This window comes from Chitinophaga sp. SVR4-12A (assembly GCF_056754765.1).
The window spans coordinates 4,144,605-4,160,042 of record NZ_JBPGWP010000001.1 but is presented as its reverse complement, the minus strand read 5'-3'; the positions used below and the strand labels follow the sequence as shown (position 1 = coordinate 4,160,042).

Below are 15,438 nucleotides of genomic sequence, written 5' to 3'. Positions count from 1 at the left end.
TCAGTTCCTGGCAAGCTTAATTAACCTTAGCGCACTTTAGTGAAGGTGGAATTTCGCCAGCAGGCCCTGCAACAAGCCGCCTAACTTGTTGAAATCCAGTTTGTTTCTCGTGTAACACGAATGATCACACTAATTTAAACTTGTTTCCCGGTTTTTTCGCAGTCTTTTCGTACCTTTGCGCCTTCTTTTGTGCGGTCAGGAAATGCTGACGGCTACAAGCTGGACATCTGAATTGTATATATGAACATTCGTAACATAGCTATCATTGCGCACGTAGACCACGGTAAGACCACCCTGGTAGACAAGATCCTTCATCAGACCAATGTTTTCCGGGCCAACCAGGAAACCGGCGATCTGATCATGGATAGTAACGACCTGGAAAGGGAACGTGGTATCACTATTTTCAGCAAGAACGCATCTGTAGAGTACAAAGGTGTGAAGATCAACGTGATCGACACTCCGGGCCACGCCGACTTTGGCGGTGAGGTAGAGCGTGTACTGAAAATGGCAGACGGGGTTATCCTGCTGGTGGACGCCTTTGAAGGGCCCATGCCACAAACCCGTTTCGTGTTGCAGAAAGCGCTGCAGCTGAATCTGAAGCCCATTGTGGTGATCAATAAAGTAGACAAGCCCAACTGCCGTCCGGATGAAGTACATGACGCTGTTTTCGAACTGTTCTTTAACCTGGACGCTACCGAAGAACAGCTGAACTTCCCCACTTTCTACGGATCCGGCAAGAACGGTTGGTTCAACGACTCCCTGACACAATGTGAAGATATCACCCCCCTGCTGGATGGTATCCTGAAATATGTTCCTGAGCCTAAAGTATCTGAAGGTACCCTGCAGCTGCAGATCACCTCTTTGGATTACTCTTCTTTCCTGGGCCGTATCGCCGTAGGTAAAGTAACCAGGGGCAGCATTAAGGAAAACCAGCCTTTTACACTGGTACAGGCAGACGGCGTGAAAAAAGGCCGTGTGAGAGAGCTTTATATATTTGAAGCCCTGGGTAAAAAGAAAGTAACAGAAGTAATAGCCGGTGATATTTGTGCGGTAGTTGGTGTGGAAGATTTCAACATCGGCGATACCATTGCCGACTTTGAAAACCCGGAAGCATTACCGGTGATCAGCGTGGACGAGCCTACCATGAACATGCTGTTCGGCATCAACAACTCTCCTTTCTTCGGTAAGGATGGTAAGTTCGTTACCAGCCGTCACCTGCGCGACCGCCTGGTAAAGGAAACAGAAAAGAACCTCGCGCTGCGTGTTGTTGATACAGACAGCGCTGATAGCTTCATGGTATATGGCCGCGGTATATTGCATCTGGGTGTACTGATCGAGACCATGCGCCGTGAGGGTTACGAGCTGACCGTTGGACAGCCGCAGGTAATCGTAAAAATGATCGACGGTAAAAAGCATGAGCCATATGAAACCCTGGTGGTAGATGTTCCGCAGGAATTTGCCAGCAAGGTGATCGACCTGGTTACCCGCCGTAAAGGTGAGATGCACATCATGGAAACCAAAGGTGACATGCAGCACCTCGAGTTCGAAATTCCTTCCCGCGGTTTGATCGGTTTGCGTACACAAATGCTCACCTCAACTGCAGGTGAAGCTGTGATGGCGCACCGCTTCAACGACTACAAACCCTGGAAAGGCCCGATCCCCGGCCGTAACAACGGTGTGCTGATCGCTAAGGAAGCCGGTACCACTACCGGTTATTCACTGGATAAGCTGCAGGACAGGGGTTCTTTCTTTGTAGATCCCGGAGAAGAGGTTTATAAAGGCATGATCATCGGTGAGAATAACAAACCCGGTGACCTGGTAGTGAACCCTAATGAAGGTAAGAAATTGACCAACATGCGTGCAAGCGGTAGCGATGCAGCCACCAGCATTGCGCCTAAAATACTGATGACACTGGAAGAATGTATGGAATACATCCAGCATGACGAGTGCATCGAAGTAACGCCCAATTTCATCCGCATGCGTAAGACCATACTGGACGAAGAAGAAAGAAAGCGTTACCAGAAATCAATGAAGACAGAGGAAGTAGGATGATAACATCCGAATCCCAATATCCAAATCCCAAATTCCAACACGGAATTTGGGATTTTTTTTTGATCTGGAAATTGGGAATCCGCATTTGGATTTTCAACCTAGATTTGTTGTATGAACCAGCAGCTGTTTGTATTCCCGGAAGATGCCTCCCCGCACGAGATCATTTTAAAAGACGGTGTGCTGGAATACCACCCGCATTTCTTCCCCGCTCCTGTAGCAGACGCTTTGTTGCAGCAATTGTTAAGGGAGATAGACTGGAAACAGGAATCCATGAACATGTATGGTAAAAAGGTGTTGTTCCCCCGCCTAATGGCGTGGCATGGAGATGCCGGGAGCACCTATGCTTTTTCTGGCAATGCTTATCACCCGCAACCCTGGACCGCGCGTTTACTGGACATCAAACAGCGCATTGAGCCGGTGGCAGGCGTGCACTTTAACAGCGTGCTGTTGAACCTGTACCGCAACGGCAAAGACGCGATGGGCTGGCACGCGGATGATGAACCTGAACTGGGCGCTAATCCCATGATCGCATCCGTGAACCTCGGTGCAACCCGCCGGTTTATGTTACGTTATAAAAGTGATCACCGGCTGAAATACGAGCTGGAACTGCAGCATGGTTCTCTTCTGATCATGAAGGGCGCATTACAGCATTACTGGCAGCACCAGGTGCCTAAAACCACCCTGACGCTGCCTTCAAGAATTAATCTTACCTTTCGGGTAATAAGGGCCTGAACGCAAATACCCTGCAATGAGAACGAGTAACTTCAAATCAGCATAAAACCTAATCACCTATGCAACACCCCATTTTACTCGTAGGCAACGACATCAATAACATTTCCAAAGGGCAGAGCTGGAAAGACCTGCTGCAGGAAATACTCACGTTTTGCGGTACAGAATGCGTGCAGCTGGATGATAAGAAACCCTTCCCCTTATTGTATGAAGAGATATTTCTGACAGCTATCCGTCAGTCCAATATCAGGGAAAAAGAGCTGAAGGCATTTATCGCTTCAAAAGTAGGCGCCATTGCACCCAATGAACTGCATGGCCTGATACGCGACCTGCAGCCCGAACATATACTGACCACCAATTATGAATATACGCTGGAAGGAGGAGCGCCGGCACAACGTAGTAGCCTGGTATCAGAGCGGTCTTTCAGCATTTTCAGGCGCTATACCCAGAATGGCACAAATTTCTGGCATATTCACGGAGATTGTCAGAACCCCATGAGCATCAACCTGGGCTTTGAGCATTATGGCGGGCAATTGCAGCAAATGCGCAATTACGTGGTATCCGGCACTACTTATACCACGAAATACGCACCTAAACTGCCCCTGTTAAGACGGCTCAAACAAGGGCCTCTTAAAGAGCATTCCTGGCTGGATCTGTTCTTTACAAGGGATATTCACATTTTCGGCCTCTCGCTCGATTTTGTGGAAACAGACCTGTGGTGGCTGCTTACTTACCGCGCCCGTCAGAAATTTCAGCACAATACCATACAGGTGCCTAATAAACTGTACTATTATATTCCTGCTGAGTTTGTGAAGGCGTCGGGCTTTAAACTGGATATGCTGACCGCCAATGGTGTGGAGGTAGTCAGCATCAGCGCTAAAAGCAAGCTGGCCTATTATAAGGCGGTGCTGGACCGGATAAAGAAGGCTTAATTTTTGTACTTTACTGATGTTCATGTTCAAAGAAAAAACACCTATATGTTCACAAAACTGATACTGACAGCAACAACAGTAGTATTACTGGCGAATACCTGTAACCGCCAGGGCAACACAACAGCAGAAAAGGAACCGGTAGCTGCTGAACAGGCAGCCACTGACAGGCCCGATCCCTGGGCATTCATTGCAAAGAAAAGATGGAACCTGATACAACTGAATGGCACTACACTAACGCAGTCTCCCATCTGGCTGGAGTTTGATACTGCACAGAAGCGCTTTAGCGGAAACGGCGGCTGTAACCGGCTGGGAGGCAACTACGAGGCAGACAGTGTACAGATACAATTCAAAGAAGTGATCAGCACCCGCATGGCATGTTTAGACGATACTGCAAATGAGCGCGAAAGCAATTTTCTGCGCCTGTTGAACGATCATACTTATACTTTTGATATTGCAGACCAAACCCTGAACCTGTATGACAGCGGTAAAATAGTGCTGATGTTCGGCATGCAGGACAAACCGGCTGCCTCAACACAAGCGGCAAAATAAAAGCCTTTCTATGTTACGCGAACTGGTAGATCAATATAAACAACTGCTTGAACAGGGCGATACCATTGCCGTGATAGAACGCTTCTATGACGACAACATTTACCAGCTGGAAAATGACGAGGAGACCATTGTAGGCAAACAACGCCTGCTGGAGCTGGAAAGGCAAAGCCTTGAAAAGGTAAATGAGCTCATCTTCCGGATCCCGACACTTGTTGTGGATGAAGCACAGCAAGTGGTGATGGGTGAGATGATGGTCACTTTTTACCATAAAACCGGCGGCCTGCGTTTTCTGAAAGAGGCTTTTGTTCAGCACTGGGAGAATGGCAGAATTGTGAAGCAACAGTTCTATTACCGCGGCATCAGAAGTGCCGAGGGGCCGGGAAAGGGAGCGAATACAAAACCTTCTTAAAAAGAAAATGCATCCGCCAGCCGACGGATGCATTTTTCTTTTGTCCACTTTTTAAGGTCTTACAGCGTCTGCCAGGGTACCGGTGGAGGGGTAACGCAGAAACGCTACGTTGGAAGACTGCTCCTTTACTTTTACAGTTACGGGAACGGTGCCTTTCAGGTGCCCGGGAACCTTTACGATCAACCGGTGGGCGTTTGCGCTAACCACGCGTACTTCCGTACTGCCGATGGTTACCTGGTTCTCAGATGTGCTAGGGCTGAAGCCTTTGCCACTAATAGCTAAAAAGGTGCTGGTTGTGCCATGGGGTATAACTGTTACGGTCATTTGATCAGGCTGGGGTTTAACATGACAACTGCACAACCAGCACGACATCGCGGCCATTACGGCCATCACTACTCTACCTTTCATACACTTTAATTTTTTTTGGGGTGATTGAAACGAATGCAAAGCTACTGTGCCGCTACGAAATGGATATGCGTAGTAACCCTGGACTTTAATAATTACGTATAAGTACGCAAATAAAAAGCCCCCTGGCGATTAATGGCCAGGGGGCTTTTTATTGTATGCAGGCTGCAGCTTACTTAATGATCTTCAATTCGTTAATAATGTTGGATGCGCCCCCCAGTTTGTCTATACACCAGAGTACATAGCGGATGTCCACGCAGATAGTACGGTTATAGGCCTGGTCAAACTGGATCTTATGGCTCAACGCTTCGTAGTTACCGTCAAAGGCGAGGCCAATCAGTTCGCCGGCGCCATTCAGCACAGGAGAGCCGGAGTTGCCGCCGGTAATATCATTGGTGGTGATAAAGCACACTACTATGTCGTTACGCTTGAGGTCTTTGTACTGGCCGAAATCTTTCTTCTTATAAAGCTCAATGTATTTTTCAGGCAGGTCAAATTCGTAATCGCCCGGCTTATATTTTTCCATTACGCCATTCATCGTACACACATAATCGTAATGCATACCGTCACGCGGGTTGTAAGGTTTTACCTGCCCGTAGCTGAGGCGCATCGAGAAATTGGCGTCGGGGTACCATTTCCTGGCCGGCTCCATTTCCATCAGGCCTTTCAGGTAAATGCGGCCCAGATCATTGTTCTTCAGCATGAACTGGTTGTAGAGCGGTAGATACTTACCGGCATAATTCTTTGTAAAATTGCTGGCGTAGGCAAAAGCAGGATCTGTTTGCAAGGTCACTGCATCAGGGTGGGCCAGGAACTCTTTCCATTTATCATCCTTGAAGATAATGGTGCCGTTCATGATGGCGGCAGACCAGAGGCGGTAGGTATTGTCATCATCCAGGTTGCCGAATTTGGCTTTTACCGCATCATAGAACCCGATGGGGTGTTGCGCCGGTGGAATATCAGTATAGAACCGGCGGCAGATGGCAGCCAGTATTTTCTGGTCGCTTGGCTTATCTTCTTCTGCCAGGAAAGCACTGCGGGCCTTATCGGCAGCCTCCAGGCTTTTTTGGATCACATCAGGGGCGGTGCCCGACTGGGTGAGGGCCTTCTCTACTGCCTGCAGGCTCGCGGCAAAAGCTGCCAGCGGAGAGCCCAGGATGCCTTCATTAATATAAATACGATGTTTGGTATAAGGAGACCATTCTTTGTAGGCCTGTGCATAGTCTTTAAGAACAGACTGGTATTCGGGTTTGCCCTGGGCCCATTTTTCGAAAGCAGCTTCACGTTCCTGCTTCTCTTCGAGTACATGGTACTTTAACAGTTGTTTGGTCTCTCCGTCGAAGAATTTCCAGTAGTTCGCGATATGGGCGTAGGACGGAGACAGCTTCAGTTTGATGGCCGGGTCTTTTTTCATCTGCTCAAACATGAACTTTAGGCGGATGTCGCGCAGGTTCACGATGGCCGGGTTTTCCACTTCGTCTTTCAGTTTTACGCCGTAAGAGGTTTCGTAACGGTTGGTGCCGCCCGGGTAGCCAAAGATCATGGCGTAATCGTTTTCTTTTACGCCTTTCAGGGAAATGGGCAGGAAATACTTAGGTTTTAAGGGCACGTTGGAAGCAGCATATTCTGCCGGTTTGCCGCTTTTATCGGCATATACCCGGAAAACGGAGAAGTCGCCGGTATGGCGTGGCCATTCCCAGTTATCCGTATCGCCGCCATATTTGCCTACACTTTCAGGTGGGGCGGCTACCAACCTGATGTCCTTATAGCGCTCATATACAAACAGAAGATACTGGTTGCCTTTGAACATGGGAAGTATTCTGCCCTCATAGCCCGTGCCCTCCGTTGCTTTAGCGATAATACCTGCAAATACCTGTTGTTGCGCCTGCATGCGTTCCTGGCCTTTGAGGGACTGCAGCGTGTCTGTTACCTGTTTGGTCACATCTTCCACCCTTACCAGGAATTGTACAGAAAGTTTGGCAGCAGGGATCTCCTGTTGCATGTTCTGTGCATAGAAGCCGTTTTTCAGGTAATTGTGCGTTACCGAGCTGGCGCTGGCAATGGCATCATAGCCGCAATGGTGGTTGGTGAAGATCAGTCCCTGGTTGCTTACGATCTCCCCGGTGCAGCCTCCGCCAAAAATGATGATGGCATCTTTTACGGATGCTTTATTAATGCTGTATAACTGTTCTTTGGTAAGTTTCAGGCCTTTCTTTACCATGTCGTTATAAACCTGCTGTCCCAGTAAATAGGGCAGCCACATACCCTCATCTGCCTTGGCCAATTGGATAGTAAGCAGGAGGAAAAAGATCAATAAACCTCTCTTCATATAAGCGTGTCGATTTTGTAATAAGGACTTCAAACCTAACTTTTTTTTTGATAAAACAATACACGGAACCGGCCATCACATAGATATTTTGGCGATATAAATGTGGGCCTGGCAGAGGGAACGCAAAAAATGGAACGCCTTTTGATAGGGTGAAAATTGTTACCCCGGCTTGCCGGGGGAGCTATTTGTATCTGGTTAATCGAAATGCTGAAGATGAATAAGCTATTGACAGGATTAGTATTAATGACCTTTTTAGCCTGCCGGGAGAACAAGCCCCAGGAGGAGAAAAAGGAGGAGGTGAAAGCGGGCCTGGAAAAGATCCGACAGGATATGAAAGAAACGGCGGATGCCGCAGCTGATTATTTGTCTGAACAGAAAAAGAAAGTAGCAGATGACCTGGAGGAGCGGCGCAAGGAAATTGACCAGAAGATCGAGACGTTGAGGTACGACAGTACCGGAAGGGGGACGCAGGCGCGTAAGAAACTAACCGGATTGCGGAACGATATCAACAGAAAGCTGCAAGACCTGAAAGGGGCAAGCGCCGCCACCTGGGATAGCACACAATTAAAAATTGATACCTTATTAAAGAAATCGGACAAGGAATGGACGGAGTTCAAGAAGGACTTCAAGGAGCTGTTCCAGTAAAATTATTGCGGCACAAAATAGTTTTATAACTTTACCGGTATCAATTTATTGATTTGCTACTATCTTATCATCAACATATAGAGCCGGAGGCTGGTTGTGATGAAGCAGGTCGCGGGTGCCTGGCTGGGCCAGTGTTTGCGGCGGCAGTTATATTACCGAAGAAGTTCCGGCACCCGTTGCTGAACGATTCTAAACAACTGAAACCCGCTGAGCGGGAAAAGTTGCGGTATGTGATCGAGAAAAAGGCGGTTTGTTATGCGGTGGCTAGTGTGGACAATATAGAAATAGATCGTATTAACATACTGCAGGCCTCTTTCCGGGCCATGCACCTGGCCTTAGAGCAGCTTGTCTGTCAGCCGGGTTTCATACTGGTAGATGGTAATCGCTTTACACCCTATGGAAAAGTGCCGCATGCCTGTATAGTGCAGGGCGACGGAATTTATGCCTCTATTGCGGCGGCCTCCATACTGGCCAAAACGTATCGGGATGAATACATGCAACAGTTGCATGGGGAATTCCCACATTTTGGCTGGAGCGATAACAAAGGATATCCAACGCTCCAACACCGTAACGCCATCCGGGAACACGGTGAAACCCCCTACCACCGAAAATCGTTCCGGCTATTGCCAGAACAGCTGGAGTTGGACCTCGATATGGACCAGTAAAAGAAAGAAATAAACTGTGGCCGCTGGTACATATTAGGCAATTGTTAAATGAAAATAGTGTAGGCGCTTTAAATCGTCACTTGTATTGTATTGTTATTATTTTTGTCCTGAAGAGGGAGCAGACTTATGTTAAAGCAGACACAACAGCAAAAATTATTGCAGAAACTATCACCTCAGCAAATTCAGCTCATGAAATTGCTGCAGGTGCCTACTGCCAACCTGGAAGAGCGTATCAAGGAAGAGCTGGAGGAGAATCCTGCATTGGAATACGGAGAGGATGAGGCGCACGACGAAGATCCCAGTAAAGAAGTACAGGAGGAATTAGCGCCTTCTTCTACCACTGAAGATGGAGATGAGGAGGAGTTTGAGCCGGATGGCAGCGAGAATGAATACGATAATATCGACATATCAGAATATGTAAACGAGGGAGATGATGATATAGCGGATTACCGCCTGCGTGATGACAACTACCCGGACCCCGACGAGAACAAAACCATACCTGTAAGGGTAGAAACCTCGTTCCATGAGCATTTACTCAGCCAGCTGGGAATGCTGGAGCTGGATGATCGCCAGCAACGTATAGCAGAACAGATCATTGGCAGCATTGATGATGATGGTTACCTGCGCAGGGAAGTAAGCGCTATTGTAGACGATCTTTCATTTTCGCAGAATGTCTCCACAGATGAAGAGGAAATAAAACTGCTGATCAAAAAGATACAGGAGTTCGATCCGCCGGGAGTATGCTGTACAGACCTGAAAGAATGCCTGTTACTGCAGCTGAAGCGGAAACCCCAGGATGATCCCGGTGTGCAGACCGCCTACCAGATACTGGACAGCTATTTTGATGAATTCACCAAGAAGCATTACGAAAAGATACAGAAAGGACTTAACCTGAGCGATGAAGCGCTGAAAGAGGCCATTAACCAGATCATTCGCTTAACGCCCAAGCCGGGAGGGAACTACGCTACCATTAATAAAGCGGAAAGCTATGTGGTGCCCGACTTCTTTATCTTTAACAATAACGGCAAGCTGGAGCTGACCCTGAACTCCAAGAATGCGCCGGACCTCCGTATCTCTGAAGGATACCGCGAGATGCTGAAAGAATATGACAGGGGAGATAAGAAAGACCGGCGGCAAAAAGAGGCCGTGTTGTTCATCAAACAAAAAATAGATGCGGCCAAATGGTTCATAGATGCCATTAAGCAGCGGCAGCACACGCTGTTGTCTACCATGGAATCTATCATGGACTACCAGCGGGAGTTTTTCCTGACGGGAGATGAGACCACCATGAAGCCAATGATCCTGAAGGACATTGCAGATATAACACAGCTGGATATATCAACTGTAAGCCGCGTGGCTAACAGCAAGTATGTACAGACAGAATTCGGCACCTTCAAGCTTAAATTCTTCTTCAGCGAATCCCTGTCTACAGACAGCGGAGAGGAAGTATCCACCCGCGAGGTAAAAAAAATACTCTCTGACCTTATTGAAGGCGAGAACAAACGGAAGCCGCTGAGCGACGAGAACCTGACCAAGATGCTGCAGGACAAGGGCTATAACATTGCCCGCCGTACAGTAGCCAAATACAGGGAGCAGCTGAACATCCCGGTGGCCAGGTTAAGAAAAGAACTATAATAAAGATAAATGGATAAAGAAACAGTACTGCATGTGAATGGCGCCAGGGAAGAGTTGCCGGTATTCTCACCTGCCCTGCGCGCGGTGGCGCAAGTGATCTCTTACCTGCTGCATCCACTGTTCATACCAGTCATTGTTACCTTCCTGACGGTGCAGGCCTTACCGGAATACTTTGTGAATTTCAAACAGGCCAGCCTCCGTTTTGCATATGATACCCTTTATTTCAGGGTGATCATGATAAGCGTATTTTTTCCTTTGCTGACCGTATTGCTGGCAAAGGCGCTTCGTTTTATAGACTCTATTTACCTGCGCTCCCAGCAGGACCGCATCATACCCTATGTTGCCTCTATTATTTATTATTTCTGGGCCTTCTATTCCTTTAAACGGCAGGGCGTGGCGCCGGGCTTTTTCAATGCCTTTTTCCTGGGCGTGTTCCTGGCGGTGATCATTTCTTTTATTTCCAACATCTTTGTGAAGATCAGCATGCATACTACGGGTTGGGGCGGCGTTATCGGCTTTTTGCTGGCCCTGATGTTCGGGATGCATATGAATGTAACCATAGCACTGGTGATCACTGTTTTTGTGGCAGCGCTGGTGGCCACTGCACGCATGGTCTTGTCTGCCCATAGCCCGGCGGATGTTTATGCCGGTTTACTGGTAGGTATATTCTCCCAATTATTAGCCTACGCGGTGATAGGTTAAGCACATTAAACATTTATTTTTTGACTGCGCATATTCATTGCGTAAGGGCGTTGCATCTTTGTAGGGCAGTTGTGAATAATGGTATCGAAAGGATCAAAGGTCAATGACTAGCAACAGGTTATTTGCTACTGTATTTAGTATTTAGGGATAAATGCTAAATTTTTTGGGAAAATCAAAAATTAGATCATAACTTAGCACACCATTAAATTTGTAAAAAACACTTACTAATATGTCTACAGCCAATGCAGATAAATTAAAGGCGCTCCGCCTTACCATGGATAAAATCGAGAAAGATTTTGGTAAGGGATCCGTAATGATGATGGGAGAGAAAGGATCAGAGCCCATGGAGGTAATATCAACCGGCTCGCTGGGCCTGGATATTGCGCTGGGTATTGGAGGCTTCCCCAAAGGCAGGATCATAGAAATATACGGTCCTGAATCTTCCGGTAAAACAACAGTTGCTATACATACTATTGCAGAAGCCCAGAAAAAGGGTGGCATCTGCGCCATCATAGATGCGGAGCACGCGTTTGACAGCTCTTATGCTCAGCGACTGGGCGTGGATGTGGATGCGCTGCTGATCTCTCAGCCGGATCACGGTGAGCAGGCGCTGGAAATAGCAGACCGCCTGATCTTATCCGGAGCGGTAGATGTGGTGGTGATCGACTCTGTAGCTGCCCTGGTGCCCAAGGGAGAACTGGAAGGTGAAATGGGAGACAGCAAAATGGGCTTGCAGGCCCGCCTGATGTCACAGGCTTTACGTAAGCTGACAGCTACTATTTCCAAAACCAACTGCTGCTGCATATTTATTAACCAGCTACGTGAGAAAATAGGCGTAATGTTCGGTAACCCCGAAACCACTACTGGTGGTAACGCCTTGAAGTTCTACGCTTCCGTACGCCTGGACATCCGTCGTATGACGCAGATTAAAGACGGGGATACTGCAGTAGGTAACAGGGTGAAAGTAAAAGTAGTAAAGAATAAAGTTGCGCCTCCTTTCCGCCAGGCCGAGTTTGATATCGTGTTCGGAGAAGGCATCTCCAAAATGGGAGAGATCATTGATATGGGCGTGGAGTATGGTGTGATACAGAAAAGCGGCAGCTGGTTCAGCTATGAAGGTAATAAGCTGGGTCAGGGACGTGATGCCGTTAAACAATTATTGTTAGACAATCCTGAAGTGGCCGCTGAAGTAGAGACAAAGATTAAGGCAAAGATTGCTGAACAACAGCAATAAGTGAAGCAGAAAAGTCTCAGTGATGCACGGGCCCCGCAGTTATATCGCATTGCAGCAAAATGCGGGCAGGGAGAATCAATTTATTACAGTTTGTTTTAGTTATAAGCATTGGGTTAGTTAGTAATTAACAATCCCCGCTCATTTTTGGGTGGGGAGTTTTTTTATAGGTAATAGTGCTATGATTTATTGGGTTAATTTTTTATATTAGACTTATTAGCCGCATTACCTATTAGCCGATGAACTATTGCTTCTGGAACCTCAATAACCACGACCTAGCCGATTTGTTGTATGACCTGGTAGATGAACAAGAAATTGATCTCATATTTCTGGCGGAATGTAACCTGAAACCCGCAGACGTACTAAGGAAACTAAACAGAGACACCAACGCCTTTTACTTTTGCGCCGGTATTACATGCGATAAGATCCAGATATATACAAAATTTAAAGATTCGTTATTGGGGCTATTGTCCGAAACAAGGAGAATGACGGCCAGATATTTGTATTCTCCGGTTTTGAACAATAACATAACTTTGTTGTGTTTACATCTTCCAAGCAAGCTTCACTGGACAGGGGACGACCAGGCAGCATATTTGTTGGGTGTAAAATCTTTTATTGATAGTGTAGAAAGTTTAGTTGGACATAAGCAAACTGTCGTGTTTGGCGATTTTAACATGCATCCCTTTGAGCATGGGTTAGTGCAAAGCGGAGGCTTTCATACCACTTTCGAAAGGGCAATAGCCCGAAGGCTGGTGAGAAAGGTGGATGGGGTAGAATATGATTTCTTTTACAACCCAATGTGGGGCTTTCTGGGAGATCTGGGGAAGGGAAAAGTGTCGGGAACGCATTATTACAGTCCGGCAAAACCGATTAACTATCATTGGAACCTGTTTGATCAGGTGATCATGCGGCCTGGGCTGATTGATTACTTTGATGACGGGTATTTGGATATTGTTACGGAGATAAAGGGAACCAGCCTTCTGACAGAGGCCGGTTTAATTGATTCGAGACATTTCTCGGATCACTTGCCGATAAAGTTTTGTTTTAACTTATAAAATACATGAAATATGAGTGAAGCAGCTCCCAATCTATGGCCGGAGGATATTTTAGAGAAAAAGATCACACTGCCTAAAAGCATTTTACTGGATCAGGCTAACTATCTGTCAAAAATGAGTAACAACATTCTGACAGTTGAAATAAAAACATCGCCCGCACTGATAAGCACTGAAAATAAAGACACACTTACGGCAAATGGATTGAGGCACGAGTTTATCATCAAAGTCCCTGCACTGGGCAATTACCAGTTCCCGTTATTATGGATCATACACGGCAGCATACAGGTCTATCCCTTTCAGCTTTACTCTATATTGGAAGAAACCTTTTATGATATCCAGGACGAAGAGCACTTTAAGAATGTACTGGCGAAGATCTTCTCTTTCGAGAAAACGAGGAATGCAATCAGTTACATCATGTCACAGGTATGAGTAAGGCCTACTGCTCATTGCCGGCCACCGGCTTCGTATCCTTCCAGGCCCATAGATACCGGCAGGCATAAGTACGGTAAGGAGCCCATTTAGCAGATATATCCAACAAGCGCTGACGCAATGCTTTTTTATCAGCCGTATCCAGCCGGTATAACTTGATCATACTTTGCTGCAACCCCAGATCATCAATAGCAAAGACATCTTCACGCCCCAGGTAGAACATCAGTAACATTTCAACCGTCCAACGGCCTACTCCTTTTATCTGTGTCAGGTAAGCGATCACTTCATCGTTCTCCATTTTATGCAGCTTCTTATCGGTCAGCTTTTCTTCTACCGTAAAGCGCGCCACATTATGTACATAGCTTACCTTGGCGTTGCTGAGGCCAATACCCCGCAGCACGGAAGCGGGTGTATCCAGCACCTGTTGTGGGCTGGGTTCTTTGCCGCCATACAGATCCAGGAAGCGTTGATAGATCACCTCGGCTACCCTGGTAGACAGCTGTTGGCTCATGATGGCGCCAATGAGGCGCAGGGTAATATTCTTTCGCGGAGGCACGGCTGGTAGCGGCCCATTCATGATGCTGAGCAGCTTTTTATCCTTGCAGAGATGCTGGTGGTATAACGGTGCGGTGGCTTTGGGCATAACATTCAGTTTAAAGATAAGAGGCAGCTACAGCTGCCCCTTCTTATCAAAATGGTTGCGCATATATTACCTGCATCAGCGTTTGTCCTACAGCCTGCAGCGTACGCTTGTCTATCACACTCATATTATCGTTCGGCGTATGCCAGTGGGGGGCAAAGTTGCCGTTGGGCTGCATGGCAATGATATCAAATGTAGGTATGTTAGCGATGGTATTTACGTATACGTGATCGTCTGTAATGGCGGCGCCATTGCCTTCATACCGGAAGTAGTCAGAATACCCCAGTTTGTTGGCTACATCCCACAGCGCTTTCATGGGGCCTAGTGCATACTGTTGCGAAGTGGCTTCCATAAAGAACTGCGTATTGCGGCCTCCCACCATGTCAAGCAGGATACCATAGTTGGCTTTGTAGCCGGGTATATGCGGATGCCTGGCCCAGTATTGAGTGCCCAGGCAGTAGCTGTTCTCTTCTTCACTTACACCGTAATCTTCCACATCGGTGAGCAGGAGATCTACGCCGATATTTGGTTTTTGCTGATGGAATTGTCTGGCCAGCTCCAGCAGTACGGCGGCGCCGCTGGCGCCATCGTCGGCCCCGTCAAATGCCTTGGTTTTATCAAAGGCGTCCTGGTCTGCATGCGGACGGGTGTCCCAGTGGGCCAGCACCAGTACACGCTGTGTAGCTGCGGGATTAAACACGCCGACGATGTTTGTGCAGGGCAGGGGCGTATTCTTAGGCCCGTTAACCGTGGTGCTTTGTACGTATACCGTATCTGCCAGCGGCTTCAGTGTTTGTATCAGCCAGTCGGCACATTTTTTTTGCGCCGGTGTATTAGGGATACGCGGGCCGAAACTCACCTGTTTTTCCGTATAGGCATAAGCGGTATCTGCGCTGAAAGCCGGTACTTTAACCGTAGAAACGGTGTTGTCTGTTGTTGTGTTATCGTTGCCCTTTTCTTTTGTAGAAGGCTGGCAGGCGCTGGCGCATAGGGCCATGCCTGTAATGATCGTCCAAAGTTTGCGCATGTTC

At 47.5% G+C, this 15,438-nt stretch carries 16 protein-coding genes; 12 read left to right on the top strand and 4 right to left on the bottom strand.

Translation table 11 applies throughout. From position 1 onward, the window contains the following. Window positions 1–240 precede the first annotated feature (240 nt). The 5 genes from typA to ACR9Y8_RS17040 all read left to right on the top strand — a co-directional run bounded on the left by typA (window position 241) and on the right by ACR9Y8_RS17040 (window position 4,671). Entirely contained in the window at window positions 241–2,052 is a 1,812-nt protein-coding gene (typA, locus tag ACR9Y8_RS17060; protein ID WP_481214450.1) for a translational GTPase TypA, read from the top strand. 111 nt (window positions 2,053–2,163) lie between these two features. Continuing rightward, the gene (locus ACR9Y8_RS17055; RefSeq protein ID WP_481214449.1) at window positions 2,164–2,784 is read left to right on the top strand and encodes an alpha-ketoglutarate-dependent dioxygenase AlkB family protein; all 621 of its coding nucleotides are present in this window, start codon (window positions 2,164–2,166) and stop codon (window positions 2,782–2,784) included. A 59-nt stretch (window positions 2,785–2,843) separates the two neighbouring features. Further along, the gene (locus ACR9Y8_RS17050; protein WP_481214448.1) at window positions 2,844–3,713 is read left to right on the top strand and encodes an SIR2 family protein; all 870 of its coding nucleotides are present in this window, start codon (window positions 2,844–2,846) and stop codon (window positions 3,711–3,713) included. 45 nt (window positions 3,714–3,758) lie between these two features. Continuing rightward, complete coding sequence (locus ACR9Y8_RS17045) at window positions 3,759–4,262, top strand: META domain-containing protein (protein WP_481214447.1); 504 nt, start codon at window positions 3,759–3,761, stop codon at window positions 4,260–4,262. 10 nt (window positions 4,263–4,272) lie between these two features. Beyond that, window positions 4,273–4,671 (top strand): nuclear transport factor 2 family protein, encoded by a 399-nt coding sequence (locus tag ACR9Y8_RS17040; RefSeq protein ID WP_481214446.1) that lies wholly within the window; start codon window positions 4,273–4,275, stop codon window positions 4,669–4,671. Window positions 4,672–4,722: 51 nt separating this feature from the next. Here the strand turns inward: ACR9Y8_RS17040 and ACR9Y8_RS17035 are convergent, their stop codons facing one another. Both ACR9Y8_RS17035 and ACR9Y8_RS17030 read right to left on the bottom strand, forming a co-directional pair. After that, complete coding sequence (locus tag ACR9Y8_RS17035) at window positions 4,723–5,079, bottom strand: IPT/TIG domain-containing protein (protein WP_481214445.1); 357 nt, start codon at window positions 5,077–5,079, stop codon at window positions 4,723–4,725. Between the two features lie 169 nt (window positions 5,080–5,248). Further along, window positions 5,249–7,405, bottom strand: coding sequence for a S46 family peptidase (locus ACR9Y8_RS17030; RefSeq protein WP_481214444.1), 2,157 nt, complete (start codon window positions 7,403–7,405; stop codon window positions 5,249–5,251). A 213-nt stretch (window positions 7,406–7,618) separates the two neighbouring features. Here ACR9Y8_RS17030 and ACR9Y8_RS17025 point away from each other — a divergent pair, with 213 nt between their 5' ends. From ACR9Y8_RS17025 to ACR9Y8_RS16995, 7 genes are all read left to right on the top strand, one after another. After that, window positions 7,619–8,050, top strand: coding sequence for a hypothetical protein (locus tag ACR9Y8_RS17025; protein WP_481214443.1), 432 nt, complete (start codon window positions 7,619–7,621; stop codon window positions 8,048–8,050). Between the two features lie 53 nt (window positions 8,051–8,103). Next, window positions 8,104–8,715, top strand: a complete 612-nt coding sequence (locus ACR9Y8_RS17020; protein ID WP_481214442.1) for a ribonuclease HII — start codon at window positions 8,104–8,106, stop codon at window positions 8,713–8,715. A 126-nt stretch (window positions 8,716–8,841) separates the two neighbouring features. Beyond that, entirely contained in the window at window positions 8,842–10,350 is a 1,509-nt protein-coding gene (rpoN, locus tag ACR9Y8_RS17015) for an RNA polymerase factor sigma-54 (RefSeq protein ID WP_481214441.1), read from the top strand. A 9-nt stretch (window positions 10,351–10,359) separates the two neighbouring features. Beyond that, the gene (locus ACR9Y8_RS17010) at window positions 10,360–11,052 is read left to right on the top strand and encodes a phosphatase PAP2 family protein (RefSeq protein WP_481214440.1); all 693 of its coding nucleotides are present in this window, start codon (window positions 10,360–10,362) and stop codon (window positions 11,050–11,052) included. Between the two features lie 229 nt (window positions 11,053–11,281). Then, complete coding sequence (gene recA / locus ACR9Y8_RS17005; RefSeq protein ID WP_481214439.1) at window positions 11,282–12,286, top strand: recombinase RecA; 1,005 nt, start codon at window positions 11,282–11,284, stop codon at window positions 12,284–12,286. A 236-nt stretch (window positions 12,287–12,522) separates the two neighbouring features. Beyond that, window positions 12,523–13,338, top strand: coding sequence for an endonuclease/exonuclease/phosphatase family protein (locus ACR9Y8_RS17000; RefSeq protein ID WP_481214438.1), 816 nt, complete (start codon window positions 12,523–12,525; stop codon window positions 13,336–13,338). 12 nt (window positions 13,339–13,350) lie between these two features. After that, window positions 13,351–13,767 carry a hypothetical protein gene (locus ACR9Y8_RS16995; protein ID WP_481214437.1) on the top strand — a complete coding sequence of 139 codons (417 nt, stop codon included), beginning with the start codon at window positions 13,351–13,353 and terminating at the stop codon, window positions 13,765–13,767. Between the two features lie 7 nt (window positions 13,768–13,774). Here the strand turns inward: ACR9Y8_RS16995 and ACR9Y8_RS16990 are convergent, their stop codons facing one another. After that, window positions 13,775–14,410, bottom strand: coding sequence for a DNA-3-methyladenine glycosylase family protein (locus tag ACR9Y8_RS16990; protein WP_481214436.1), 636 nt, complete (start codon window positions 14,408–14,410; stop codon window positions 13,775–13,777). A gap of 46 nt (window positions 14,411–14,456) precedes the next feature. Then, window positions 14,457–15,434, bottom strand: coding sequence for a M28 family peptidase (locus ACR9Y8_RS16985; protein ID WP_481214435.1), 978 nt, complete (start codon window positions 15,432–15,434; stop codon window positions 14,457–14,459). Between the last annotated feature and the right edge of the window lie 4 nt (window positions 15,435–15,438).